Here is a 25,359-nt window from a genome sequence, read left to right as displayed (position 1 = left end):
CACCAGCTCGGAGCGCGGCACCCCGGCCTCCCAGAGCGTGTCGCAGGCCAGGAGCGCGGCAGCGGCGTCGGCGGATCCACCGGCCATGCCTCCTGAGCGCCTGTCCGAGTGAGACTCGGACAGGCGCTCTACCTCGCGGTCCTGCTTCGGGTGGGTCAGAGGCCGCCCGCCACCGCTGCGGCGGCCGCCAGCCAGGCCCGCCGGGTCTCCGGGCGCAGCGCGCCGTAGCGAAGGTGGCCGTCGACCATCGCCGGGTCGAACGGGATGGTCACCACCTCGCGGGCCAGGGACCGGTACCCGTCGGCGACCTTCTCCAGCTCGCTCGCGGGCTCCTTCTGGTCGGCCTGGCTCACGACGACGACCGCCTGCTGTGCCAGGTACGCCGACCGGCCGTCGCGGGTCGAGAGAGCCTCCAGCAGCAGCGCCCCGGCCTCCGCGTGGTCGTCACGCGTGGTCGTGGCGACCACGAGCTGGTCGGTCAGGTCGATCATCCGCTGCCACATGGGGTCGGACTCGTCGTTGCCGGAGTCGATGAGGATCATCCGGTAGTACTTGGAGAGCACGGAGTGGATGGCGTCCACGTCCTGCGGCTCGATGCGCTGCTCGTTGGCCATGGCTATCGGCTTGGACCGCAGCACGTCGAACCGGTCGCGCGTCTGGTGGTGCACGTACCGCGCGAGGTCCGCGGCCTGGGCCGACGGGCCCAGGAGCCGGTCCGTCTGCGGCAGCAGGTCCAGCAGCGTGGACTCGTGCGGGCCCTGCTCCGTGCGCCAGCCGAGCGTCCCGCGCGTCTGGTTGTTGTCCCACGTGACGACGCCCGCGCCGCCGAACTGCGCGAAGACCGCCGCGAGCAGCACCGTCGACGGCGTCTTGCCCGCCCCGCCCTTGCCGTTCACCATCGAGATCGTGCGCGGCCCCGGCCAGTGCTGGCTGACGGCGCGCTCGTCGGCCCGCTCGGCCCGCTCCGACTCGCTGGGCCCGACCCGGATGCCGATCCGGGTCAGCATCCCGCGGAACCCGCGCGTCGCGGGCTCCTCGTCCTGCTGGTGCGTGAGGAACGACTCGCGTGCCTCGCGCCGCGAACGCGGAGCGTCCCCGTCGGTCACCGGTATCGGGTCCGACGGCGGTGCGGACAGCCCACCACCGGTGCTCCTCGCGCCCGGCACCGCGTGGACCGGGCCGGACGGAGGGCTCGCCGGCCGTCCCGGCATGCTGCCCGGCGTGGTGTCGGGAATGCTGCCCGGCATCGTGCTCGGCATGCTGTCCTGGATGGTGCTCGGCGGGCCGGACGGCGGGCCGCCCCTGGTGTCGTCCGTCGCATTCTCCCGCACCCGGTCCGCGACCGGGAGCTCACTGCCCGCCTCGGGGTTCGCCCCGCTCGGCGCGTAGGACGACGTGGAGCCGGGCGCGGCGGGCGCAGGTTCCGCAGGACCGAGCAGTCCGGCGTCAGTGGCCTCGGGCGTCCTCGGGAGACGACGCACCGTGTCCTCCGGGTCCGCCTCGACCGCCGTGCCGAACGAGTCCTGCTCCGCGCCACCGGGCGCGTCAGCCGGCTCGCCTCGCGGCAGGTCCACTGCCCGCGCGTCCTCGAACACCGGTCCGGGCCCCGCCGTCGGGCCGGGCATCGCCCCGGGCTCGGTGACCGGCGTCCCGTCGGGTGCCTCACCGGCCGGCGCGGTGGCCGGCGGCGCCTGCGGCGTCGGGGCCGACGGCGTGGGTTCGTCCTCCTCCGGCACCACCGTCCCGTCCGGGTGCACGATCAGGTTCCACAGGCCCTCGGGCCCCGTCGCGGACGCCCGCACGGGCCGGCCGACCCTCGCGGCGTTCTCCGTGACCCTGCGCAACACCTCCACGCGCGCTTCTTCCAGACTGCCCGCGGTGATGGGGTGGAAGGTCCCGTCGATCGTCACCTCACCGGAACCGTCTTCCCGGACTATCGCGTCGATCCGGGGCCAGCGGGGCACGGTGTCAGAGCTCATACGTTTCCTCCGAAGTTCCTGGGCAGGCGGCATTGCGTGGATCGCCCCCGAAGCAAGGGTCGGACATGTTCGTCCGCCTGGCCACCCCAACGGGGCAATCACCCCACCTGGTAAGTTCTCGCGCAATCAGGTGCCATAGTGCGATCGGTACCGCAGTGCAGGTTTCGAGACCGGGACCACGACCGAGGAGCCTTCGCGTGTCCGACGAGCCCACCCGCCGTATTCCTCCGGTGGACGACCCCACGCAGATCCAGCGGCCACCCGCTCGTCCGGTGACGCAGCCGGGCGCCCCGTCATCGTATGCCGCCACGCAGTGGATGGACGCAGTCCAGGACGGTCAGGCTGGGCGCGGCGGACAGGCCGGATACGACGACCGGACCCAGGTCATGCCGCCGTCGGGCACTCCGCAGCCGGGCACTCCGCAGCCGGGTGCCGGGCATGGCAACCAGTACGGCGACCAGACGCAGGTGATACCGCCGTCGGGCATGCCGCAGCAGGGTGCCGACCAGGGGCGGGACTACCGGGCCGCCACCCCGCCGCCCGCGCGGCCGTACCGCCCGTACGAGACCGTGCAGCCCGCGCAGCCGCAGGCAGCGACGTTCCCGGGCGAGCCGGGTTACGGACAGGGCCAAACAGGCTACGGCCAGCCGACGCAGGCCTACGGCCAGCAGCCGGTCCAGCCGACGCAGGCCTACGGCCAGCCGCAGGGGTACGGCCAGCAGCCCGGCTACGGCCAGGCGGGCCAGCAGCCCGGCTACGGCCAGCCGCTGCCCTTCGACCAGGCCTACAGCCCGCAGGCACCGCAACAGACGCCGCCGAGGCCACCGATCTCCCGCCACGAGCGGGAGCGGCGCGACGACTCCCCCGGCGGTTCCGCGGCGGGCGCCGTCCTGGCCTGGATCCCGCGGATCCTGCTCGCGCTGAGCGTCTACCAGCTCGTCCGGCTGATCCCCGGGTTCGACGTCATGCCGGACGTGTCGCAGTTCCCGCTGTTCCGCGGCATCGGCGACGGTGTGCTCGGCCTCCTCAACTTCAACCCGGAGTGGTCCGACCAGGCCGCCAACCTGACGATCCCGGCGCTCGGCATCGCGCTCGCCGGCCTGCTCAACACGATCCGTTCGCTGGGCACGTCGCTCGCGATCTGGCCCTACGGGCTCGCGGTCGTCGCCTGGATAGTGGTCTTCGCCGTCGGCGGCATCGTCGGCTATGCGCAGGAGGCCACCGAGGACATCCAGCAGGACGTCCAGAATTCCGTCGACGAGACGGTGGAGAAGGCGAAGGAGGACGCCCAGAACTCCGTCGAGGAGCAGCTCCAGCAGGGCGTGGACGACGCCAAGCAGAACGCGACCGACCAGCTCGAGGGCGCCGTGCCCGGCGGGAACGGCTGACAGGTCACGGGTCGGGCTCTTTACTGAGCGGAGTGGCAGGACGCTGATAGATTTCCTCTGGTCCAGCCGGTTGTGCCGGTGCGCTGCTGAGGAGTCCTTGCTTGTCCGACGAGACCACCCGCACGACGGCCGCACGCCCCGCCGGTCAGCCGGCTCGAGGTGGCGAACAGACAGCTGCCGTCCCGCCGCCGCCCGCACCGACACGGGTGCTGACGTCGCCCGCCGCGTCGCCGCTGACGGCGCCACCGCCGACCGCTGCGACGCGGGTCGTGCAGCCCTCGGGTGCGGGCCAGGCGAACGGGTCCTACGGGGCGGGGTACGCGGGAGCCGCACCCGCCACCGGTCAGCGGATCCCGGCCACCGGTGAGGTCCTCGGCCCGTTCCAGCTGGTCGGCTCGCTCGGCCACGGCGGGTTCGCACACGTCTACCGCGCCGTCGGGCAGGGCGGTGAGGTAGCCCTCAAGGTGCTCACCAACTCCGAGTTCGGCGCGCTGGACCGGTTCGTCGGCGAGGCCGCGCTGCTGGAGCGGCTCGCCGGCCGCGGGTTCCCGCGGCTCGTCACCGCCGACCTGCAGTCGCCCACGCCGTGGTTCGCCATGGAGCTCGTACCAGGCCCGACCCTGTCCCAGCGTGTCTCTGCCGAGGGCCCGCTGCCGACGCGGGACGTGCTGCGCGTGGCCGACGACGTCCTCGACGCGCTCGCGGTGCTCCAGGAGGAGCACTACCTGCACCGGGACGTGAAGCCGGCCAACATCATCGCCGCGCCCGACCGGTACGTGCTCATCGACCTCGGCATCGCCAAGGGCCACGGCACCAGCACGTCGACGCACGCCGCCGGCACCATCTCGTACATGGCGCCCGAGCTGTTCGTGCGCAAGCCGCACGCCCGCTCCGACGTGTACAGCCTGGGCCTGCTGCTGATCTTCCTCGCCACGGGCCAGCTGCCCAACGACCTCAACTTCGTGGGCCGCGACCTGACGGCGGCCGACGTCGGACCGGTCGACCGGCGCCTGCTGCCGCTCGTCCTGGCCATGACCCGGCACCAGCCTGAGGACCGCCCGCCGCTGCACAACCTCATCGGTACCGTGGCCCAGCTCGCCAACGACAGCGCGGCGCTCGACCCCGCGCTGCTCGCCGCGGCGGGCGCCACCACCATCGAGCGAGGCCTCGTCACCGAGGTGCTCACGGGCAGCGGGGCACCCTCGGCCGCCGTCCCGCCGACCAGCGTGCTCGCGAGCAACCCGGTGCAGCAGGGCGAGCCCATCACCAACCTGGTCTACGACCAGCAGCTCATGGGCCGCCTGCACCAGGTGCACGGTGACGGGTTCGACGGCGCGGCGGAGGAGGTCATCTCCACCTACCTGGCCGCCGTCGGGCCACAGCGGGCCGGCGGGCGCGCGCCCGCCGAGATCAAGGACTACCTGTGGGCCGCCATGCGCTGGGCCCCGGCCTTCACGCCCGAGGGATACCCGGACACGTTCGACGGCTGGATCGCCTACCGGCAGCGCCACGGTCTGCCGCTCCCCGGCAGCCCGACGGCGGCTCCCCCGCTCCGGCGGCAGTCCGCCCGCCCGCCCCAGCGGACGGCGCCGGTACCGGTACCGGTGTCGAACCAGCAGGCCACGCAGGTGGCGCCCGCGTTCCGCCCGGTTCCGGCGTCCGACACCCGCCTGGCGCCCGCGCCGGCACAGGCGCCCGCCGCCCCGGCCCGCACCCAGCCGAACTACCCGCCGCAGGCGCCCGCCCAGCCCCCGGCCCAGCCGGCCGGCCCGCCGCCGCGGCGCGACGACCGGGGCGCGCAGGACGCGCTGGACGCCCGGGACCGCAGGGAGCGCGATGCGAAGCGCGACTCCGGCGGTGGCCTGGGCGTGCTGGCGGCTCTGCTCGGCTGGATCCCGCGCGTGCTGCTGGCCCTCGCGCTCTACCAGCTGGTGCGTCTCGTCCCGGGCTTCGACGCGATGCCCAGTGCGGCCGGGCTGCCGCTCTTCACGGCGCTCGGCGGCATCACGGTGTCGGCCCTGAGCCTCGACCCGGAGTGGCTGCCGCGCATGGCGGAGCTGTCGATCCCGCTGCTCGGCATCGTGACGTCCGCCGTCGTGAACCTCTTCCGGGCGGTCCGGACGCGACGCGGCGGTCGTACGTGGCCGTTCTGGCTCGTCGTCGTGGTGTGGGTGATCGTGATCGCCGTGCAGGGTGTGGTCGGCTACGCCCAGCAGGTCACGCAGAACGCGCGCGACTCGTTCGAGCAGCAACGGGAGCAGATCCAGGACGACCTCGAGCAGGGCGTCCAGGACACCACCCAGGACGTGCGCGACTCGGTGTGGGAGTCGATAGAGAACGCCCTGCCGTGGAGCTGAGCGGCTCCGGAAAAGTTGCGGCATAAATCAGGTGCGGTCCGCGGCACGGTCGTGACATGCTCGGCGCACGGTCACCGAGCCTGCACTTCGAGGCGGCTTGATGACCGGCCAGCACAGGTAACAAGACCCCCGTTCGATGCGCTCGGGGACAGGCACTCGCGGAGTGCGGACAGGAAGGAGGCAGTCATGGACGACGTCGTTCGCGCGGCTGCCTTCGCGGCAGCAGACGCCACTGTCACCAGGAGCACCCGGGACTGATCCGGTAGTGCTCCAGCATCAAGGAGCACTGTCTTGTCCCGTTTTCCCGAAGCACCGAAGTCCCTCCTGGTCCACGCCGCGAACAGGAGCAACAACCAGCCCAGCACCCGGCCGACCGCTGACGAGCTGCGTGCCGCCCGGCGCGCCCAGGTCGGTCGCGAGGAGCTGGAGGGCCCGCACCCGAGCACGCTCGGGGCGGACCCGTCCGACGCCGGTCTCGTGCACGCCGATCCCACCTGGGACCCCGACCAGCATCTCGACCAGCCCGGACCCGGCCAGCGCTGGTCCACCTGGCGGTCCGTCGCCAAGGGGCAGCGTGGGCCCGAACCACTGCCCGACTGGCTGGTCACCCGGGACGCCGCGTTCGACACCGAGCTCGGCATCCTCAAGACCGGCAAGGAGGCGGACGCCTTCCTGATCGAACGCGCCGTCCCGCCGGGGGCGACCATGCCGTCCGACGGCGGATCATCCGGAGGCGCCGAACGCTGCCTCCTGGTGGCCAAGCGGTACCGCAGCCTGGAGCACGGGCAGTTCCACCGCGGCACCGAGTACACCGAGGGGCGACGGACGCGCCGCACCCGCGACCAGCGCGCCATGGAGGACCGCAAGTCCGCGTGGGGCCGCGCGGTCTCGGCCACCCAGTGGGCCGACGCCGAGTTCGTCGCCCTGCGCAGCCTCTGGTCGGCGGGCGCGCCGGTGCCCTATCCGGTGCAGATCGACGGCACCGAGGTGCTCATGGAGTTCGTGGGCACCGAGGTGACCGACGACGCGGGCGGCGTCCAGGCGGTCGCCGCGCCGCGGCTGACCAGGGAACGCCCGTCGGACGACCTGCTCGAGTCGTACTGGGAGCAGCTGACGCACGGCATGTCCGTGCTGGCCAGGCTCGGCTTCGCGCACGGCGACCTGTCGCCGTACAACATCCTGGCCGACGGCGAGCGGCTGGTCATCATCGACCTGCCGCAGGTCGTGGACCTGGTGGCGAACCCGTTCGCGAGCGACGTGCTGCTGCGGGACTGCCGCACGGTGTGCGCCTGGTTCACGGCCCGGGGCCTGGACGTCGACGCGGACGCGCTGTTCGCCGACCTGCTGGGCCAGGCCCTCTGACGGTCCCGGGCCGGCCCGGTCACCCAGCAGGGGTGACCGGGCCGCAGGTCCAGGACGAGAACACCAGGTCGGTCTGGACGCGGCCCACCTCGCCGCGGGCCGTGAGGTCGAGGACCAGGCGCTGCAGCTCGTCGGTGTCGGCGCAGGCGACGTGGATCAGGAAGTCGTCGGGACCGGAGACGTGGTGCACGGCCCGGGTCTGCGGGAGCCGCCGGATCCACTCGACGAACGGGCCCAGCAGGGGTCGGGAGTGGGTGGTGAGCCGCACCATCAGCATGGCCTGCAGCCCGCGCCCGACGGCGGCCGGGTCGATCTCGGCCCGGTAGCCGCGGATCACCCCGGCGTTCTGCAGCCGCTGGGTCCGGGCCAGGCACGTCGACGGCGCGACGCCCACGCGCTGCGCGAGCGTCTTGTTCGAGAGTCGGCCGTCCTTCTGCAGCTCGTCCAGCAGCGCACGGTCTACCGAATCGAGGATCACGTTCTGGCCCATAGGCCGAATTTCTAGCATGCCTGACCGGTATGCGAGGTCCCAGGTGTCGATAGTCCTCCATGACCACGCACGCGGAGACCCCGCTCGCAGGGAGCGCCCACTCCTGGAACACGCGCGCCGTCCACGCCGGCAAGGACGACCTGGCCGCGCTGGGCCTGCACGTCCCTCCCATCGACCTGTCCACCACCTACCCGTCGTACGACGTCGTCGGCGAGGCCGAGCGCCTGGACGAGTTCGCCGCGGGGCACGACGACGGCGGCCCGCCCGTGTACGGCCGCGTCGCCAACCCGACGGTGCGCCGCTTCGAGAACGCGCTCGCCGAGCTCGAGGGCGCACAGGCCGCCGTCGCGTTCGCGAGCGGGATGGCCGCGCTGTCGGCCTGCCTGCTGGCCCAGGTCGCGGCGGGCAAGCCTGAGGTGGTCGGTGTCCGGCCCATGTACGGCACCACGGACCACCTGCTCGAGTCCGGTCTGCTCGGCAACTCCGTGCGGTGGGTGACGCCGGACGAGGTGGCGTCGGCCGTCACCGACAGGACGGGGCTGGTGGTCGTCGAGAGCCCCGCCAACCCCACCCTCACCGAGGTGGACCTGCGGGCGCTGGCCGACGCCTGCGGCGCCGCGCCGCTCCTGGTGGACAACACGTTCGCCACGCCGGTGCTGCAGCGACCGCTGGCGCTCGGCGCGAGCCTGGTCCTGCACAGCGCCACCAAGTTCCTGGGCGGGCACGGCGACGTGATGGGCGGTGTCATCGCCTGCGGCGAGGAGTTCGCCCGGTCACTGCGGCAGGTCCGGTTCATGACCGGCGGCGTGCTGCACCCGATGGCGGGCTACGAGCTCCTGCGCGGGCTCGCGACCCTCCCGGTGCGGGTGCGGGCGGCGTCCACCACCGCGGCGGAGCTGGCGCGCCGGCTGGCGGAGCATCCCCGGGTGACGCGGGTGCACTACCCGCGCGTGGGCGGGGCGATGGTCTCGTTCGAGACGTCCGTCGACCCCGTGGCGCTCGTCTCCGCGGTCCGGCTGATCACGCCGGCCGTGAGCCTCGGCAGCGTCGACAGCCTGATCCAGCACCCCGCCTCCCTGACGCACCGGATCATGGACGAGGTGGCCCGCAAGGACGCGGGCATCTCCCCCGACCTGGTCCGCCTGTCGGTAGGCCTGGAGGACGTCGAAGACCTCTGGGTCGATCTGACGGAGGCTCTCGACCGCCCCGCACGTTGAGTGCTGGGTATCTGCCCCCTTGGCGGTGCCGAGGGGGCAGATACCCAGCACTCGACGGGGAGTCGGCCTTACCGTGAGGGGATGACCAGTACCCCGTACGACCAGGACGACCTGGTCAAGTTCTTCGTCGACTACGGTGTGGCGCTCGGCTCGGGCGACCTGGAGACCGTGACCGAGAGCCTCGCCTACCCGTCGGTGGTGGTGGAGGCCGGACGGTCCCTCGTCGTGCCCGACGCCGAGGCGGCGCGGGACGCCCTCGGCGGCATGCTCACCGCCTACCGGGAGCAGGGGCTTGTCGCCGCGGTCCCGGAGGTGCGCGCGGTGGAGCAGGTCGGCGACGCGCTGCTCTGGGTCGACGTGCGCTGGAGCTACAAGGACGAGAACGCGTCGGAGGCGACGGCGGAGCGCGTGCGCTACCTCCTTCGCCGCGGCCGGGAGACGTTCGAGCTGTGCGTCGTCGTGCCGGTCGAGGAGTAGCGCCCGCCGGGTGTGCGGCGATCGGGTGTGCAGCGATCGGCTGAGGCGTCCGGTAGTCAGCCCGGCGTGCGCTCTCGCCCTGGCGTGAGCTCCCGCCGCATGTGCCAGCGGGTCAGTCGGCCGCTCGTGGCATCCGTGGTCGCCAGCCGGTCGAACCCGGCACGCTCGAACATCCCGACGGTACCGACGAAGGCGGCACTCACGGGCACCCGACGACCCGGCTCGGGTTCGACGGGGAACGCGTCGAGCGCCGTCGCCCCGTGGCCGGCAGCGTAGTCGACCCCGGCGTCGAGCAGGGCCTGGGCGACTCCTTGCCTGCGGAAGCCGGCGCGCACGGTCACGCACATGAACACCCAGGTGGTGGGCCAGGTCTCGGGCTCGCCCGTGGGCAGCACCCGGGACCGTTGCAGCGATCTGGCGTCCGACCGGCGCGAGAACCCGAGCCAGCCCGCCACCTCCACGCCGGACTCCCCCGCACCCGACTTCCCCGTGCCTGCACCCGCTCTACCGAAGTCCCCGAGGTACGCGAGCATTCCCGGCGCCGGCTCCCGTTCGGTCAGCTCGCGCAGCCGGGCCCCACGCGTCGTGACGTCCTCCTTGGCCGGCGCCCGCCAGTGCATGCACCAGCACGCCTGCTCACGACCGGTGGGGTTGATGACGCGGGCGATGTCGCCGAACCGGTCGGCAGTCGCGGGAACCACGGCGATCTGGGCCATGTTCGGAACCTACTCCGCCTCACCGACACTCGTGGATCGGTGCGCTTGGCACACTTTTTAACACCGATGGCCACCAACCCCTGCACTTGCGCCGGCACTCGCACTCGTGGCAGTCTCGTGGGACAACATAAGTGACTGCTTATAGAAGGAGCGATCATGACCACCACCATCGATCCCGTCGCCACCGCCGGTCTCATGACCCGTGAGGTCCGCGACGGCAGCCGGGACGGCGTCCCGACCAAGATCGCCGTCGCGCGCCGCACCTATGCCTCCGACCGCGACGACCTGTGGAACGCGCTGACCTCTGCCGAGCGCCTGCCCCGGTGGTTCCTCCCGATCGACGGCGAGCTCTCGGTGGGCGGCCGCTACCAGTTCGTGGGCCAGGCCGGCGGCCAGGTCGAGCGGTGCGACGCCCCGGAGAGCTTCGACATCACCTGGGAGTTCGGCGGCCAGGTCTCGTGGGTGACGGTCTCCCTCTCCCCCGCCGACGGCGGCACCACGCTGGAGCTGGTGCACGAGGCCCCCGTGGACCCCGACTTCTGGACGCAGTACGGGCCGGGCGCCGTCGGCGTCGGCTGGGACCTCGCCCTGGTGGGCCTGGGCCTACACCTGGCCACCGGCTCCGACAACGACGCGACCGAGTTCGAGGCGTGGACCCTCTCCCCCGTCGGGGTGGAGTTCGTGCGGCTCGCGAGCACCGACTGGGCCGAGGCCGCCATCGCCTCCGGGGAGGACGCCGACCAGGCACGCGCCGCAGGACAGCGCACCCTGGCCTTCTACACGGTGCCGCCCGCCGCCGAGCCGGAGGCCTGAGTGCCGGCGGCCCCTCGGCCGCGTCGTGGCGAACGGGAAGGTCGGGAACAGAACAGCCGCGCTCCCGGCAGCGACGGCGTCGCTGATGGCAGCGGGAGGGCCGGCGGCGACGGCGGCGTCCCCGACTCGGCGCGGGCAGGCGTGTTCGAGGCGCTCGGCGACCCGGTGCGACGTCGGCTGCTGGAGCTCCTGATCCCCGGCGAGCAGCCGGCCGGAGCCCTGGTCACCGCCCTGCAGGCCCGCGTGCGCATCACGCAGCCGGCGGTCTCGCAGCACCTCAGGGTGCTGCGCGAGGCAGGCCTGGTCCAGGTGCGCGCCGAGGGCACACGTCGCCTCTACGCCGTGGACGACGCCGGGACCGCTGCGGCCCGCGCCTGGCTCGCCCGGTTCGAGGACACGTTCGCCCAGCCGCTCGACGCCCTGGCGACGGAGCTGGCCCGCGGACGCCGGGAACGCCGTCGGGCAGCGCCGCCGAGCGCAGCAGGCAGCGGGAACAGTGCGGGCGAGGCAGCTGGCTGAGCCCTCACCCCGCCAGCCCAGTGATCTGGCCCAGAACCCGTGCGCGTTCTGGGCCAGATCACTGGGCTGGCGGACCGTACGGCCGGTCAGTAGCGCTTGGGGAGCTTCAGGTGGCGCTCCGCCATGATCGTGCGCAGCAGGTCGGGGCGGTCGGTGATGATGCCGTCGACGCCGATGTCCATCAGGGACTCGATGGTGGCGCGGTCGTCGATGGTCCACGGGACGACGTCCATGCCAGCGTCGTGGGCGGCGTCGACGAGCTCGGGCGTGGTGAAGGGGACGTAGCCCGGGTCGTTCACGCCGCCACCCTGGGGGTCGCCGTGCACGGGCGAGACGGCGTCGGCCCCGAACGAGGCGGCGGCCGCGACGAACTTCTCCTGGATCGAACCCGGGAAGTCGTCGATGTCGAGCCCGCCGAGCCACGGCGACGCGCCCGGGGCGCCGACCTGGAGGAACTGCTGGCCGTTGGTCAGCGCGACCAGCGGGAACCGGGGCTCGACCTCGCTCATCCGCATCAGCGAGCCCCAGTCGAAGCTCTGGATCGTGACCTGGTCCACGAGGTGTGCCTTGCGCACCTCGCGCGCGACGACCTGGATGAACTGCTCGCGCGGCGCCGTCTGCTCGGGGGCGCCGGCCTCGACCTTGGTCTCGATGTTGAGCGTGACCTGGTGGGCGCGGTGGCGGTTGACCAGCCGCAGCACCTCGGACAGCAGCGGCATGCGCTCGCCCGGGTGCAGCTCCTGCCCGGGGAACTGGGGCTGCCGCAGCGAACCGCAGTCCAGGGTCCGGACCTGCGCGAGCGTGAGGTCCTTGATGTACGTCTTGTTCGGCACGTAGGGGAACTCGGGGTCGCCCGGGAACGCGGGCGCCGTGTCGACGCACTTGGCGGGGCTCGGGTCGCGGTCGTGCGTGACGACGGCGTACCCGTCCTGCGTGATCTGCACGTCGAGCTCGAGCGTGCTCACGCCGAGCGCGAGCGCGTTGTCGAAGGCCGGGAGCGTGTTCTCGACGGTGAGCGCGATGCCGCCCCGGTGAGCCTGGAGATCGAAGCTGCGGGGGTGGGCTGACGCCGGCGCGGCGCCCAGGGCGAGCGTGCCCGCTACGGTGACGGCCAGAGCTGTGGTGATGCGGCGTTGCCGGGTAGTTCTCATGGCTCGATCCTGATCATCCGCCGTGGCCGAGGCGTGACCCCACGCCGTCGCCCGGGCGACTCCCGCGTGAACGCGCGGCGACACGGAGCAGCGCAGCATCCGAGTCGACGGGGAGAACCTACGCGGGCGGGATGTGTTGCTCTGTGTAGACATTGTCTACGCAGAGCAACACACCTGCCCCGGTACCACTTTCCCCGGCCGCCCGGTGACCGCTCCCCGGCGCCGAGCGCCATGAACCCGCACGTGGGAGTACCGTTCTCGCGTGGCTCATCTGGACTGGGAGATCAAGGCAAGTCTGCTGATGTACGTGATGGGGGCGCCCGGCGGCCGCATCGTGCAGGACGACGCCGTCGGCGGCAGCGGCGCCTCGTTCCACTTCCCGCTCGACCCGGAACGCAGCCCGGACCCGACTGCCGACACCGGCCTGTTCGCGTTCACGGGGTCCGTCGTCTTCATCGGGCACTTCGGCTCGTTCGTCGGCGAGGTCGCCGACATCGAGGTCACCGCCCCCGCCGACGGCGGCCCCGACTGGACCATGTCCATCCGGGACCGCGACGCGGACGTGCGCACGGACGCGTTCCGGCTCGCGGGAGCGCCCGAGCGGTCCGACGACGGCACGCGGCTCACGTGGCAGCAGGTAGTGCTAACCGAGGCGGGCGCAAAGCTCTGGGGCGGCAGCTATCCCCCAGCCACCCCGTTCGAGCCCCTGACGATCGACCTCACCCGGTAACGCTCACCGGTCAGGCGGAGGGTGGGGTGACGTCCACCTCGTCCAGTCGCTCCGTGAGCTCCTGGGGGAGCTCCAGGGCTACGGCCTCGACCGCCGCGTCCAGCTGGTGCACCTTGCTGCCACCCAGCATCGGCCGGATCCCGCGCGCCACGAGCCAGGCGAGGACCACCTGACCGCGTGATGCCCCGACCTCGGCTGCTACCTCGTCGAGCACCGCGAGGCGCTGCGTGCTGCCCGGGTGGTCGAAGATCTCGGGGATGGGCTTCGCCGGGTTGTCGTACGCCCCGGACAGCAGCGGCGTGTAGGCCCACACGTCCAGGCCCTCGACGGCGGCCAGGTCGGCCAGCTCGTCGTTCAGCCAGCCGAACCGGTGGTTCCCCGTGAGCGTCCCGGGGCGGGGCTGGAGGTAGCTGTAGGCGTGCTGGAGCACGGTGAACGGCTCGACCCCCTGCGCGACGGCGTGCTGCCGGGCCCGCTCTACCCGCCACGCCGGGTGGTTGGAGAGGCCGATGCGGGCCGCTACGCCGTCCGACACGAGGGCCGCGCAGGCGTCAGCGGTCTCCTCGACCGGGACCGAGCGGTCCTCCATGTGCCCCCAGGCGAGGTCGACGTGATCGGTGCCGAGACGGCGCAGGCTGCCGGTGATCTGCTCGCGGATCGCCGCCGCGGACAGGCCGGTACGGGAAGCGGGCCAGTTTGCCGCGTCACGCGGCTCGGCCCCGAACTTCGTGGCGAGCAGGATGCGGTCACGGACGCCGGGGCGCGCCGCGAACCAGCGGCCGAGCAATTCCTCGCTCTGCCCGCCGTAGCCGGACTCGCTCGCCCAGAAGGCGTAGCAGTCGGCGGTGTCGATCCACCGGCCGCCGGCCTCGACGAACCGGTCGAGGACCGCGAACGACGTCGCCTCGTCGACCGCGGTGCCGAACATCATGGCGCCGAGCACGAGGCGTTCGGCGGGCGGGGTGTCGTGGGAGGTGGCGGGTTCCGTGTTGCTCTGCAGTGATGTGGTCATGGGATGAGCGAAAACCCTGGAGCGCGCTCCAGGTCAAGGGCAAGATCTGAACATGACCACCTATTCGCCCGCGCAGGCCGCCGAGGTCTCCGGCTTCAGCATCGACACGCTGCGCTACTACGAGCGCGAGGGCATCCTGCGTCCCATCGCGCGTACGTCGAGCGGGCACCGCACCTACACCGACGACGACCTCGGCTGGCTCGACCTGGTCCACTGCCTGCGCGACACGGGCATGCCGATCGCCGACCTCAAGCGGTACGCCGAGCTGTCGCTCGACGAGGCGACGCTGGCGGCGCGGGTGGCGCTGCTCGAGGACCACGACCGGCGGGTGCAGGAGTCGATAGACGCCTTGCGCGGCCAGCAGGAGAAGCTGCGGGAGAAGATCGCGTGGTACCGGTCGCAGGGGGTGTGACGTAGCGGGTAGCCGCTGTGCGCCGGACCGCAGGACGGGACGGACCCTAGTCCTCCGACGGGGTGAAGGTGAACGTCACCTTGCCCTGGACCGTTCCCGGCCTGCCTTCGATCGCGTCGATGCGGAGCGTCCCGGCACCGGTCAGGTCGAGCGAGCCACCGCGAGCCACCACCACGACCTCGTCCTGGCGCGGCGAGCGCACCAACAGCTGCACCTTCGCCTCCTCACCGCGTACGCCCACGCGCATGATGCCCACCTTGACGTCGGCGAAGAGCGGCTGCGCCCCCTGCGAGGCCGTGATCGTGCAGTTCATGTCACTCCCCTCACTTGGTGGACGGCGTGGTGTACAGGGTGTCGAAGTTCTCTTCCCACTGCTGCTGGGTCAGCCACATGTCGCCCACCTTGTTGGAGCCGTCGCTCTGCTTGTGGTCGCCCGGGCCCCACGGGTTGATGACGTGGACCTCCAGCTCGCCGTTCGCGTTCTCCCGCACCTCGTCGACCACGTAGGCGTGGTTGGGCACGACCCGGTTGTCGTCCATCTCGCCGTCCCACCAGAGGAACGAGCCGTCGTCCTCGGTGCCGCCTGTTACCGGGCCGTTCTTGAGCGCCTCCCGGACGTCCTCGAGGCTGCCCTCGTCGGAGCTGTTCGACTCCTTGCCCGTGATCGCCTCGAACGCCTCGTCCGAGTACCCGCCGTCCAGGTCCTCGTACTCCCCGCCCCAGTACTCGGCGGCCGCCTTCTCGTAGATCGACGCCCAGCTCGGGTTGCCCTTCGGGTCCATGACGCCGCCGCTGGCGACCTCGGGCTCGACGGTGATCTCGACCGGCTCGCCGTCCTTGTACATGGTGACCGTCCAGGTCCCGTCCGAGTTCTGGACCATGTGCTCGCGGAAGAACTCGGGGTCGTTCTGGGCGATGGAGCCCATCGCGGCGAGCAGCCAGCAGTCGCCGAGCCCCTGCTGGTTGAGCTGGTCGGGGTCGATCGCGTTGTCGTCCATCGGGATGTTGGTGGCCGGCTTGTAGGGACCGTGGTCCCCCAGCTCGGGGTTGCCCGGCCGGTCCTCACCGGAGTAGTCGCCTCCGCCGCCGGAGCTGCTGCCCGGCAGGCCGGAGCCGCCGGCCGCACCACCGCCGTCCAGGCTCTCGCTGGTCCGCTCCTGGGCGTCCGCGTTGCGGCGCAGGACGTCGCCCACGCGCGCTAGATCCGTCTCCACGGCGGTCAGGCCCGGGGCGTGCTGGTCGGACCACTCGCCGCGGAACATCTCGCCGCTCGGTCCCCACCAGTCGGCGGCGTCGACGCCGGACTCCACGAGGCGTCGCGCCGCGCTGAGCTGCGCCGCGGCCTCGTCGAAGATCTGCCCGAGCTGACGAAGCGCCTCGACATCTGCGCCGTACATGTTGCCGCTCACGCCGCGTCCCCCTCCATGTACCCAGGCTCGGGTGAGCAGCACGATATCGGATGCGTCCGGCACGCACGATGGTGAGAAGTCCCCGTCGCGCGTACCGCGCGAATCACGACAAGGATGTGCCGGCCCTGGTAGCGTCCCGGGCCTGAGAGCCTGGACATGTCCAGGCCCGGCGGCCGGTGACCACGACCAAGGAGCAGCTGCGGTCCATGTTCCAAGCACTCCAGCTACGCCAGGTGCGATGGATCGGCGCGGCGCTGCTCGCCGTCGGCGTGCTGGCGTCCTGCTCGACGAGCCCCGACGACGAGCCGGCCGAACCGCCGCCCGGACTCGATTCCGCGATGGCGGACTACACGGCCACATACGCCGACGTCGTCGAGGTACTCGAGCGGTCCGTCCCGGAGGTGGAGTGGACCGCCAAGGATCACTTCCCGGCCGTCACCGAGCAACCCGACGGCCGGTGCCAGCTCTTCCTCGCCGAGAGCCTGGGCGAGGGCGACCTGTACGAGCCCAGCGACGGTCTCGCCGACCTGTCCGCCGCACTCGACCCGGTCCTGGACGAGCACGGCTTCGGCCAGCTGTCCGAGGTGACCTATCCGGAGAACGGCGGCGACGTGTACGTGACGACCACGGACCCGGCCGGCTGGGAGCTCGAGGTCACCGCCTACCCGCCGACCGTCGGGATCTCGGGTCCGGTCGCGACCCGCGAGTGCGACGAGAGCATCCTCGAAGGGTCATGACACCGGAAGCTTCAACCTCAGGTCGAGGTTGAAGTTCAACTCCTGGTTGAAGGTTGGCCGACCACCGCCGAGCCGACAACGAGCCTCCGCCGACAGGAATTTCCGTCGGCGACAGGCTGGGACTTTTCTGGGACCGGCGCGAAGGCGCTGGTAGGTTGCCCGCATGACGTCACCAGCGCCAGGCGTCGGCGAGGTCGCGCCAGCGGCCGTCGGCCCCGGTCCGGTCCCGTTGCCCGATCCTGAGCTCCCGGCCGCAGCCGCACCGACCTCCGTCCTGGACCCCGAGCCGGTTCGGGCCCCAGCGACCGACCTGGCTTCGGCAGCGGAGCCCTCGCCGGCCTCACCGTCCGACCCGGACCCGGACCCGGCCGTCGACGAGGCCCCGGCACCCGACCCGGAACCGCCGTCCGACCCGGCCCCGGCTCCCGACGAACCCCAGGTGCCTGCGCCGCCGTCCGACTTCGTCCCGGTCCTCGCACCCGAGCCCGCACCCGGCGTGGCACCGGTCCGGCGCACCCCGCTCGCCGGAGCGCTCCCCGTGCGCCCGGTCCGGCGCATCCCCGCGAGCGGCGAACGCATGGGCCGGTTCACGCTCGCCGAGGCGCTCGGCCACGGCGGTTTCGCGCACGTGTACCGCGCGGTGGCCGACGACGGCTCCGACGTGGCCCTCAAGGTCCTCACCGGCCTGCACGACGACGCCAGGGACCGCTTCGCGCAGGAGGCACACCTCCTGGAACGCCTGGACGGCCGAGGCTTCCCGCGCTTCGTGGAGTCCGGACTGGACGCGGACCAGCCCTGGTTCGCGATGGAGCTCGTACCCGGCACCACGCTGCGGGACCGCGTGCGCGAGGAAGGCCCGCTGTCCGGACGCGAGGCGCTGGGCCTGGCCATGCAGCTGGTCGACGCGCTGCTCGTGCTCCAGGAGCAGCGCGCCCTGCACCGTGACCTCAAGCCCGCGAACATCATGGTCGACGGCGACCGCGCGGTGCTCATCGACCTGGGCATCGCCAAGGTGTTCGACGCCGCGACGTCGACCCAGCCGGCCGGAACCGTCTCCTACATGGCGCCGGAGCTGTTCGGGCGCCGGGTGCACCCGCGGTCGGACGTGTACAGCCTCGGCCTGCTGCTCCTGTACGCGAGCACGGGCACGCTGCCGCTGGACCTGAACTTCCTGGGCCGCGACCTGGTGGCGACCGACCTCGTGGACGAGGAGCCGGCCGGCGTCGTCCCCGACGAGGAGCCCCTGCCCGCACCGCCCGTCATCGACCGGCACGTGCGGTCGCTGGTGCTCGCCATGACCCGGTACCAGCCGGACCACCGGCCGCCGCTGGAGAACATCGCGGGGGTGGTGCGCGCCCGCCTCGCGAGCACGACACCCGACCCGACGCTGATGCTCACCTCGCAGGTCCTCAGCGCCGGCGTGACGGCGGCCGAGGCGGCCGCCGTCCCGGCGACCGACGTGCTGACCGGGCGCGGCCACACCAAGCTGTTCCAGCCGGGCCGCGCCCTGTCCGACGCCGCCACGCCCTCCTCGCGCGTCACAGAACCCTGGCACGCCCTCGTGTACGACCGCGCACTGATGAGCGTCCTGACCGAGGTGCATGCGGACGGTTTCGACGGCGCCGCGGAGCAGGTCGTCGCCGACCACGTCGCGGAGATCGGCGCGCACGTCGCCGAAGGCCGCACCCCCGCCGAGATCAAGGACTGGATCTGGCAGGCGATGCGCTGGCGGAGCGCGACCCCGCCCGACGGACACGCCGACACGCTCCGCGGCTGGCGCGCGTTCCGCAGCCCCGAACCCGTCCGGGAGGTCGAGCAGGCCCCGACCAGCGGCAGGCGGGGGTCCGCTCCCCCGTCCGTCCTGCCCGGATCGGTCGCGCCCTCGCCGGCCGCGGCGACCCAGGTCGTGCGCAAGCTGGCCGCGCCGCCGCAGTCGTTCGAGCCGCGCAAGAGCCCCGTCAAGCACCTCGGCCCGGCCCCGAAGCAGCCACCGGTGAAGCCGGTCACGCACGCCACGCGCCCGATGCCCGTCACGCAGGCGCCCGCCCGCCAGCAGCCCGCGGCGCGTCCGCCGAGCATGCAGCCGGGCGTCCGTCCGGGTGTCCAGCCGGCTGTCCAGCAGAGCGCCCGGCCAGGTGTTCAGCAGGGTGCCCGGCCCGGTGCCCAGCAGAGGGTGCAACCGGCCGCGAAGCAGAGGCCTGCGGCTCAGGCCGCCGCACCGCCGCGCAAGAAGAGGCCGTGGCCGCTGCGCCTGCTCGGCGCCCTGCTGCGCTGGGTCCCGCGGCTGCTGCTCCTGGGGGCCGTGTACCTGCTGGTCACGCAGGACCCGCAGGTGGGCGACCCCTTCCTTGCCGCGCCGGCGTTCGCGATCGCCGCGCTCGGCCTGGCGGCTCTGCTGCGCATCCTCGGGCAGCCCATGCGGATCTGGTTCTACGTGGTCTCCGTGCTGCTCGTGGGAGTGGGTTCGGCGCTGCTGTGGGCGACCAGCTCCACACTGCTGGACCTGAGGATCTGACGAAGCGCCCGCGCTGACGGGCCGCACTGACGAAGCTGCGCCGTCAGCGGCGCACGCGGGCGCGGGAGCGTGCGACGCCGGCGAGCGTGGCCCGTACCGGCGTCCCGAGATAGATCCCCAGCGACGCGCCCGCGGCCAGCCCGATCCCCACCGAGGCCGCGAGCACCAGGGAGCCGGCCCCGCTGTCGGCTGCCAGCGCCGACGTCGGGTCAGCGTGGACCATGCCGAGCAGCCCGTAGAACACCGCGCCGCCGGGCACGAGCGGCACGATGGCCGCCGTCGTCACCGCGACGGACGGGACGTGCAGGTTGTGGGCGATCAGGACGCCGACGAAGCTGGCCAGCAGTGCCGCGATGCCGCTGGCGGCCGCCGGGTGCAGGCCCGCCGTCTGCGCGACCGCGTAACCGAGCGCCGCGACCGCGCCCAGCACCCCGCTGACGGCGATGATCCGCAGGCCCGCGCCGTTGAACAGCGCCACGGCTACCGCGATGATCACCGCTCCGCAGAGCTGGTCCGGCAGCGGGCCCAGCGGTGGCGGGCCGTCCGGCAGGGCCATCCGGAACCCGAGCATGCTGCCGAGCTCCAGCCCGGCCAGGATCCCCACGACCAGCCCGAGCGTCTGCAGCGTGAGGTCGAGGATGCGCCCGGCCGCCGTCAGCGCGAAGCCGTCGATGGCGTCCTGCGCCGCGCCCACCACGGTGAGGCCCGAGAGCATGAGGACGATGCCGGACGCCACGATGATCGAGGGCTGCACCCCGGCGAACGGCTCGACGTCAGCAGCCGCGAGGGCGGATACGACCACCGCGACCGCTGTGGTGACGAACGCGCCCGCGATCTGGCTGAAGAACGACGGCACGCGGAGCCGGGCGAGCCCGGACTGTGTCGCGGCGGCCCCGAGCGCCGCGACGAAGGTGAGCGCCACGACCACCGGTGATCCCCCGGAGAGGATGCTCGCGCCGACGGCGAGCAGCGCCCGCGCGGTCACGACGACAGGCTGCCGGTACCGGAACGGCACGCGGCGGATCGCCCGGAACGCGGTCCGCGCCTCGTCGAGGTCCAGGCCCTCGTCGATGTCGACCAGCAGGGCCTGGAGCCGCTGCAGCTTCATGTGGTCCGGCGCCGCGACGCGCACCACCCGGAGCAGCGTGTGCGGCCAGCCCTCGCCGTTGGCCTGGTACGACAGGACGATCGACGTGTACGTGACGTCCGCGTGCACGCCCCGGAGCCCGTACGCGTCGGCCACGCGGGTGATCGCGAGCGTCACCTCGTGGGCGGACGCCCCGACGGCGAACATCGACTCGCCGATGCGCATCGCCAGGTCGAGTGACCGGATGACCATCGTGTCGTCGACGGCGGGATGCACCTCGGTGGCGGGAGTGTCCGACGGGTCGGTGCGCAGGGCTCTGCGCACCGACGAGTACAGGCTTCGACGAGCTGGCTGGGGCATGCACCCCATTGTGCGGAGGGACGCCGCCACCGGCACGCGCCAGGAAGTTCCTACCGGGCGGACGCGCGGGGCGCGCACCGGATGACGGCCTGGCAGCTGCGCAGGAACGAGGCCGCGACCTTGGTGGGTTCCCCGAGGTAGCCGGCGACCATGATGCCGTCGCGCAGCAGCATCAGGTCGTCGGCGATCGCGGTCGGATCGGCCAGCCCGAGCGGTGCGACGAGCCGCTCGAACGCACTCGTCCACCAGTCGCGGTGCGCGTCGACCAGCTTGCGGACGGCGCTCTCCGGGTCCGGGTACTCGGCGGCCGCGTTGATGAAGGGGCACCCGCGGAAGCCGGGGCTGCACGCCGCCGCCCCGGTGTGGTCGGCCATGAGACCCAGCGACACGTCCACGTCGCCGGCCCCGTGCGCGATCGCCGCGTCGACGCCGTTGCGCTCGAGCTCCGCACGGGACTCCAGGTACGCGACGATCAGGTCGTCCTTGCTCTGGAAGTGCCGGTAGAACGTCACCTTCGTGGTGCCCGCGCGCTCGATGACCTTGTCGACGCTCACGGCGCGCAGCCCCTGCGCGTAGAACAGCTCGTTGGCCGCCTCGATCAGGCGTTCTCGCATGGACCCTTGCACGGTCGCGATCATACGTGGCCTCTCTCCTCGCTCCCCTTGCGCCCGGCGCTGATGGATGTGTACTGTCCAGACAGGTGGAGTTACTAGTCATTCTACCTAGACATATCGCCGCTGGGAAGGGCGCACCCGCTCCCCGACCGCGGCCTCGATCACAAGGAACCTCATGACAACCGCTACGGATTCGCCCACTGCCACCGCCGCCTCGCTGCGGAACCTGTACTTCGTACGGTTCGGCTTCGCCATCGTCTGGGCGGTGCTGCTGTTCGCCGCCGGCAAGAGCCTTGGCCCGGTCGCGATCGGCCTCCTGGTGCTCTACCCGCTGTTCGACGTCGCCGCCGCCGTCGTCGACTTCCGGTCCTCGAAGACCGCGCGACCCACCGTGGGCCTGTACCTCAACATGGCCCTGAGCCTGCTCACCGCCATCGGCCTGGCCGTCGCCGTGACGTCGGGCATCCCCGCCGTCCTGCGCGTCTGGGGCGTGTGGGCGATCACCGCCGGCATCGTGCAGCTCGTCGTCGCCGTCCGTCGCTACCGGCTCGGCGGCCAGTGGGCGATGATCCTCAGCGGCGGCATCTCCGTGTTCGCCGGCACGGGCTTCTTCCTCATGGCCGGTGGGCCGAACGCCATGCTGACCTCGCTGGCCGGGTACGCCACGCTGGGCGGCATCTTCTTCCTCGCCTCCGCGCTGCGCCTGCACCGCGTCGCCAAGAAGGAGAGCTGACATGACCGAGAGCACCTTCGATGTCGTGGTCATCGGCGCGGGCCCGGTCGGCGAGAACGTCGCCGACGGCGCCGTCAAGGGCGGCCTGAGCGTCGCGATCGTGGAGAGCGAGCTGGTCGGCGGGGAGTGCTCCTACTGGGCCTGCATGCCCACCAAGGCGCTCCTGCGCGACGCCGCCGCGCTGCGCGCGGTCCGTCACCTTCCCGGTGCGAACGCGGCAGTGACCGGTGAGCTCGACCCCACCGCGGTGCTCGCCCGCCGTGACGCCTTCGCCGCCCACTGGCACGACGACGGCCAGGTCGCCTGGCTGGACAGCGCCGGCATCGAGCTCGTGCGCGGCGTCGGCAAGATCAGTGCGCCCCGCACCGTCGAGGTCACCGGCGCCGAGGGCAGCACCACGGTCCTGACCGCCCGGCACGCCGTGGTCGTCGCGACCGGCAGCGGCGCGCGGATCCCGCACGTCCCCGGCCTGGCCGATGCCGCGCCGTGGACGAGCCGCGAGGCCGCGTCCGCCCAGGCGGTCCCTGGCCGGCTGGCGGTCATCGGCGGCGGCGTGGTGGGCGCAGAGATGGCCACCGCCTACGCGGCCCTCGGCTCGCAGGTCACGATGATCGCCCGCGACGGGCTGCTGCCCACCGTGGAGTCGTTCGCGAGCGACCTCGTGGCCGAGACGCTCAAGGCGCACGGCGTGACCCTGCACCTGCGCACCGAGCCCGAGAGCGTCCACCGCGACGAGGCCGGGACGGTGCATGTCCGCCTGGTCGACGGCACGACGTTCGACGCCGACGAGGTGCTGGTCGCCACGGGCCGCACGCCGAACACGGCCGCCATCGGCCTGGAGCACGTGGGGCTGACCCCCGGCGACTGGCTGCGCGTGGACGAGTCCCTGCGGGTGCTCGGCAGCGACGGCACGCCCGTCGACGACGGCTGGCTGTACGCCGCGGGCGACGTCAACCATCGCGTGCTGCTCACGCACCAGGGCAAGTACCAGGCCAGGGCGCTGGGCGAGACCCTCGTCGCCCGCGCCGGCGGCAAGCCCGTCGACCTCGAGCCCTGGGGTCGGCACGCGGCCACCGCCGACGACCGCGCCGTCCCCCAGGTGATCTTCACCGACCCGGAGATCGCGTCCGTCGGCCACACCGCCGCCTCCGCCGCGGCGGCCGGGCTGCGCGTCCGCGCCGTGGAGTACGACCTCGGGGCCGTGGCCGGCGCCGGGCTGCACGCCGACGGGTACACCGGTCGCGCGGGCATGGTCGTGGACGAGGACCGCAAGGTGCTGGTCGGCTTCACCGTCGTCGGCCCCGACGTCGCCGAGCTGCTCCACGCCGCGACGATCGCCATCACCGCGGAGGTGCCGATCGACCGGCTGTGGCACGCCGTCCCCGCGTACCCCACGATCAGCGAGATCTGGCTCCGGCTGCTGGAGACCTACGGCCGGTCCGCGTAGATCGTGCGGGTGGCCCACCGGCCGCCGACCGCACGCGCGGCCGGCGGCCGGTCTCACCGCTCGTCGTCGTGCTGCTCGCGCAGCAGGTCGCCCGCCTGGTCGCCGTTCCGCTCGTGCCCGATGGCCTCAAGGGTCTGCTCGACCTTCTCGTCCGGCTGGCGCGGCGGGAGGAGCGGCGTGTCGCGGTCGACGACCGCCTCGACGACCACCGGCCGGTCGGCCAGGAGCGCCGTCGTCCAGGCCTCGCGGACCTGGCCGGGCTGCTCGACACGCACGCCCTCGAGCCCGAGCAGCCTCGCGTAGTCGGCGTACGGGAACGAGGGCACCGTCTGCGACGTCGGGAACCGGGGATCACCCTCCATCTCGCGCTGCTCCCAGCTGACCTCCGCGAGGTCGCCGTTGTTCAGCACGAGGACGACGAACCGCGGGTCGGCCCACTCGTGCCAGCGGTGGGCGACCGTGATGAGCTCGGACAGGCCGTTCATCTGCATCGCGCCGTCCCCCGCGAGCGCCACCACCGGACGGTCGGGACGGAGCAGCTTCGCCGCGATCCCGTACGGCAGGGCGGAACCCATGGAGGCGAGCGTGCTCGACAGGTGCGCCGGAACGCCGGACGGCAGCCGGAGGAACCGCGCGTACCAGTAGGTCACGGAGCCCACGTCGACAGCCACCTGGGCGTCGGGCGGGAGCTGCGCGGACAGCTCGCTCAGGACGAGCTGCGGGTTGAGCCGGCCGGTCCGCTGGGCGACGCGCCGCTCGGCGACGTCGTGCCAGGTGGCGACGAAGCCCTCGACGTCCTTCCGCCAGCCGTCGCGCTCGGGGAGCAGGGGCAGGAGCGCGTCCAGGGTGGAGGCGGCGTCGCCGGGCAGGGCCGCCTCGACGGGGAACTTGGTGCCGATGTTGCGGGCCGTCACGTCGATCTGCACGGCGCGGGCCTGGCCCGGCGCCGGGTAGTACTCGGTCCAGGGGTCGTTGCTGCCGACGATGAGCAGGGTGTCGCAGCCCGACATGAGGTCGGCCGAGGCCGTGGTGCCGAGGTGGCCCATGACGCCGCAGTGGTAGGGCAGCGACTCGTCCAGGAGCGGTTTGCCGAGCAGCGAGGTGGTCAGTCCGGCGCCGAGGCGTTCGACGACGTCGCGCACCTGCCGCTCGGCGCCCGCCGCGCCCTGTCCGACGAGGACGGCGACGCGTTCGCCGGCACCGAGCAGGTCGGCGGCGGCGCGCAGCTGGTCGTCGTGGGGCACTGTCCGGGGGTGGGCGTAGGCCGTCGAGGACCGCACGATCCCGTGCCCCTGCTCGTCCTGGGCGGGGGCCTCGGCCTGCTGGACGTCGTGCGGCACGATGACGCACACGGGGCTGGACGTGGCCAGGGCCGTGCGGAACGCGTCGTCCAGGACGTGTGGCAGCGCCTGCGGCGACGCCACGACCTGCAGGTACTGCGCGCACACGTCCTTGAAGAGGGTGTGCAGGTCGACCTCCTGCTGGTAGCCGGACCCGAGCGCGCTCGTGACCACCTGCCCCACGATCGCCACCACTGGTCTGCGGTCCAGCTTGGCGTCGTACAGCCCGTTGAGCAGGTGGACCGCGCCCGGCCCCTGTGTCGCGAGGCAGACGCCGACCCCGCCGCCGTACTTCGCGTGGCCGGTCGCCATGAAGGCCGCCATCTCCTCGTGGCGCGCCGTGACCAGCTCGATCCGGACCTCCTGCCTGTGCAGAGCCGCGAGGATCGGGTCGATCCCGTCGCCCGCGTACCCGAAGACTCGCTCGACGCCCCAGTCGACCAGCCGGTCGACGACGCCGTCTGCCACGGTGGTGGAGCTCATTCGTTCTCCCC

At 72.7% G+C, this 25,359-nt stretch carries 23 protein-coding genes; 13 read left to right on the top strand and 10 right to left on the bottom strand.

Annotated elements, in window-relative coordinates:
* Positions 1-155: 155 nt before the first annotated feature.
* Positions 156-1,979, bottom strand: a complete 1,824-nt coding sequence (locus AB0I32_RS17475; RefSeq protein WP_357508209.1) for a hypothetical protein — start codon at positions 1,977-1,979, stop codon at positions 156-158.
* 197 nt (positions 1,980-2,176) lie between these two features.
* Between AB0I32_RS17475 and AB0I32_RS17470 the strand changes: the two genes are divergently transcribed.
* The 3 genes from AB0I32_RS17470 (at position 2,177) to AB0I32_RS17460 (ending at position 7,086) form a co-directional block, all read left to right on the top strand.
* Entirely contained in the window at positions 2,177-3,367 is a 1,191-nt protein-coding gene (locus tag AB0I32_RS17470) for a hypothetical protein (protein ID WP_357508207.1), read from the top strand.
* A 101-nt stretch (positions 3,368-3,468) separates the two neighbouring features.
* A complete protein-coding gene (locus tag AB0I32_RS17465; protein WP_357508205.1) occupies positions 3,469-5,724 on the top strand; it encodes a serine/threonine-protein kinase in 2,256 nt (751 codons plus the stop codon).
* Between the two features lie 291 nt (positions 5,725-6,015).
* The gene (locus AB0I32_RS17460; protein WP_357508203.1) at positions 6,016-7,086 is read left to right on the top strand and encodes an RIO1 family regulatory kinase/ATPase; all 1,071 of its coding nucleotides are present in this window, start codon (positions 6,016-6,018) and stop codon (positions 7,084-7,086) included.
* Between the two features lie 19 nt (positions 7,087-7,105).
* Here the strand turns inward: AB0I32_RS17460 and AB0I32_RS17455 are convergent, their stop codons facing one another.
* Positions 7,106-7,576 (bottom strand): Lrp/AsnC family transcriptional regulator, encoded by a 471-nt coding sequence (locus AB0I32_RS17455; protein ID WP_357508201.1) that lies wholly within the window; start codon positions 7,574-7,576, stop codon positions 7,106-7,108.
* Positions 7,577-7,635: 59 nt separating this feature from the next.
* Between AB0I32_RS17455 and AB0I32_RS17450 the strand changes: the two genes are divergently transcribed.
* Together AB0I32_RS17450 and AB0I32_RS17445 are read left to right on the top strand one after the other, a co-directional pair.
* Positions 7,636-8,793 carry an aminotransferase class I/II-fold pyridoxal phosphate-dependent enzyme gene (locus tag AB0I32_RS17450; RefSeq protein ID WP_357508199.1) on the top strand — a complete coding sequence of 386 codons (1,158 nt, stop codon included), beginning with the start codon at positions 7,636-7,638 and terminating at the stop codon, positions 8,791-8,793.
* 81 nt (positions 8,794-8,874) lie between these two features.
* On the top strand, positions 8,875-9,270 hold the full coding sequence (locus AB0I32_RS17445) for a hypothetical protein (protein ID WP_357508197.1): 396 nt from the start codon (positions 8,875-8,877) through the stop codon (positions 9,268-9,270).
* A gap of 56 nt (positions 9,271-9,326) precedes the next feature.
* Here AB0I32_RS17445 and AB0I32_RS17440 read toward each other — a convergent pair whose 3' ends face one another.
* Entirely contained in the window at positions 9,327-9,986 is a 660-nt protein-coding gene (locus AB0I32_RS17440; protein WP_357508195.1) for a GNAT family N-acetyltransferase, read from the bottom strand.
* A 156-nt stretch (positions 9,987-10,142) separates the two neighbouring features.
* Between AB0I32_RS17440 and AB0I32_RS17435 the strand changes: the two genes are divergently transcribed.
* Positions 10,143-10,799 (top strand): SRPBCC family protein, encoded by a 657-nt coding sequence (locus AB0I32_RS17435; protein ID WP_357508193.1) that lies wholly within the window; start codon positions 10,143-10,145, stop codon positions 10,797-10,799.
* The gene (locus tag AB0I32_RS17430) at positions 10,800-11,318 is read left to right on the top strand and encodes a metalloregulator ArsR/SmtB family transcription factor (RefSeq protein WP_357508191.1); all 519 of its coding nucleotides are present in this window, start codon (positions 10,800-10,802) and stop codon (positions 11,316-11,318) included.
* A gap of 86 nt (positions 11,319-11,404) precedes the next feature.
* Here the strand turns inward: AB0I32_RS17430 and AB0I32_RS17425 are convergent, their stop codons facing one another.
* On the bottom strand, positions 11,405-12,469 hold the full coding sequence (locus tag AB0I32_RS17425) for a glycerophosphodiester phosphodiesterase family protein (RefSeq protein WP_357508189.1): 1,065 nt from the start codon (positions 12,467-12,469) through the stop codon (positions 11,405-11,407).
* A gap of 262 nt (positions 12,470-12,731) precedes the next feature.
* On the opposite strand from AB0I32_RS17425, the gene AB0I32_RS17420 reads away from it, so the two are divergent.
* Positions 12,732-13,199 carry an HtaA domain-containing protein gene (locus tag AB0I32_RS17420; protein WP_357508187.1) on the top strand — a complete coding sequence of 156 codons (468 nt, stop codon included), beginning with the start codon at positions 12,732-12,734 and terminating at the stop codon, positions 13,197-13,199.
* 10 nt (positions 13,200-13,209) lie between these two features.
* On the opposite strand, the gene AB0I32_RS17415 is transcribed toward AB0I32_RS17420, so the two are convergent.
* Entirely contained in the window at positions 13,210-14,211 is a 1,002-nt protein-coding gene (locus AB0I32_RS17415; protein ID WP_357508185.1) for an aldo/keto reductase, read from the bottom strand.
* Between the two features lie 52 nt (positions 14,212-14,263).
* On the opposite strand from AB0I32_RS17415, the gene AB0I32_RS17410 reads away from it, so the two are divergent.
* On the top strand, positions 14,264-14,623 hold the full coding sequence (locus tag AB0I32_RS17410; protein WP_357508183.1) for a MerR family transcriptional regulator: 360 nt from the start codon (positions 14,264-14,266) through the stop codon (positions 14,621-14,623).
* Positions 14,624-14,669: 46 nt separating this feature from the next.
* Here the strand turns inward: AB0I32_RS17410 and AB0I32_RS17405 are convergent, their stop codons facing one another.
* Both AB0I32_RS17405 and AB0I32_RS17400 read right to left on the bottom strand, forming a co-directional pair.
* Entirely contained in the window at positions 14,670-14,936 is a 267-nt protein-coding gene (locus AB0I32_RS17405; protein ID WP_357508181.1) for a hypothetical protein, read from the bottom strand.
* 10 nt (positions 14,937-14,946) lie between these two features.
* On the bottom strand, positions 14,947-16,032 hold the full coding sequence (locus tag AB0I32_RS17400; RefSeq protein ID WP_357508179.1) for a C2 family cysteine protease: 1,086 nt from the start codon (positions 16,030-16,032) through the stop codon (positions 14,947-14,949).
* Between the two features lie 206 nt (positions 16,033-16,238).
* Between AB0I32_RS17400 and AB0I32_RS17395 the strand changes: the two genes are divergently transcribed.
* The gene (locus tag AB0I32_RS17395; RefSeq protein ID WP_357508177.1) at positions 16,239-16,769 is read left to right on the top strand and encodes a hypothetical protein; all 531 of its coding nucleotides are present in this window, start codon (positions 16,239-16,241) and stop codon (positions 16,767-16,769) included.
* A 163-nt stretch (positions 16,770-16,932) separates the two neighbouring features.
* Positions 16,933-19,284, top strand: a complete 2,352-nt coding sequence (locus AB0I32_RS17390; protein ID WP_357508175.1) for a protein kinase — start codon at positions 16,933-16,935, stop codon at positions 19,282-19,284.
* Positions 19,285-19,327: 43 nt separating this feature from the next.
* On the opposite strand, the gene AB0I32_RS17385 is transcribed toward AB0I32_RS17390, so the two are convergent.
* Together AB0I32_RS17385 and AB0I32_RS17380 are read right to left on the bottom strand one after the other, a co-directional pair.
* Positions 19,328-20,731: a threonine/serine exporter family protein gene (locus tag AB0I32_RS17385; protein WP_357508173.1), complete on the bottom strand. Its 1,404-nt coding sequence runs from the start codon at positions 20,729-20,731 to the stop codon at positions 19,328-19,330.
* A 50-nt stretch (positions 20,732-20,781) separates the two neighbouring features.
* Entirely contained in the window at positions 20,782-21,369 is a 588-nt protein-coding gene (locus AB0I32_RS17380) for a TetR/AcrR family transcriptional regulator (protein WP_357508171.1), read from the bottom strand.
* 151 nt (positions 21,370-21,520) lie between these two features.
* On the opposite strand from AB0I32_RS17380, the gene AB0I32_RS17375 reads away from it, so the two are divergent.
* Together AB0I32_RS17375 and AB0I32_RS17370 are read left to right on the top strand one after the other, a co-directional pair.
* On the top strand, positions 21,521-22,078 hold the full coding sequence (locus AB0I32_RS17375) for a hypothetical protein (protein WP_357508169.1): 558 nt from the start codon (positions 21,521-21,523) through the stop codon (positions 22,076-22,078).
* 1 nt (position 22,079) lies between these two features.
* On the top strand, positions 22,080-23,525 hold the full coding sequence (locus AB0I32_RS17370; RefSeq protein WP_357508167.1) for an NAD(P)/FAD-dependent oxidoreductase: 1,446 nt from the start codon (positions 22,080-22,082) through the stop codon (positions 23,523-23,525).
* A 53-nt stretch (positions 23,526-23,578) separates the two neighbouring features.
* Here AB0I32_RS17370 and AB0I32_RS17365 read toward each other — a convergent pair whose 3' ends face one another.
* Complete coding sequence (locus AB0I32_RS17365; RefSeq protein ID WP_357508165.1) at positions 23,579-25,348, bottom strand: thiamine pyrophosphate-requiring protein; 1,770 nt, start codon at positions 25,346-25,348, stop codon at positions 23,579-23,581.
* Positions 25,349-25,359: the final 11 nt, after the last annotated feature.

It is taken from the genome of Promicromonospora sp. NPDC050249 (genome assembly GCF_040656015.1).
GTDB lineage: Bacteria > Actinomycetota > Actinomycetes > Actinomycetales > Cellulomonadaceae > Promicromonospora.
This window is presented reverse-complemented; position numbering and strand designations above follow the sequence as displayed.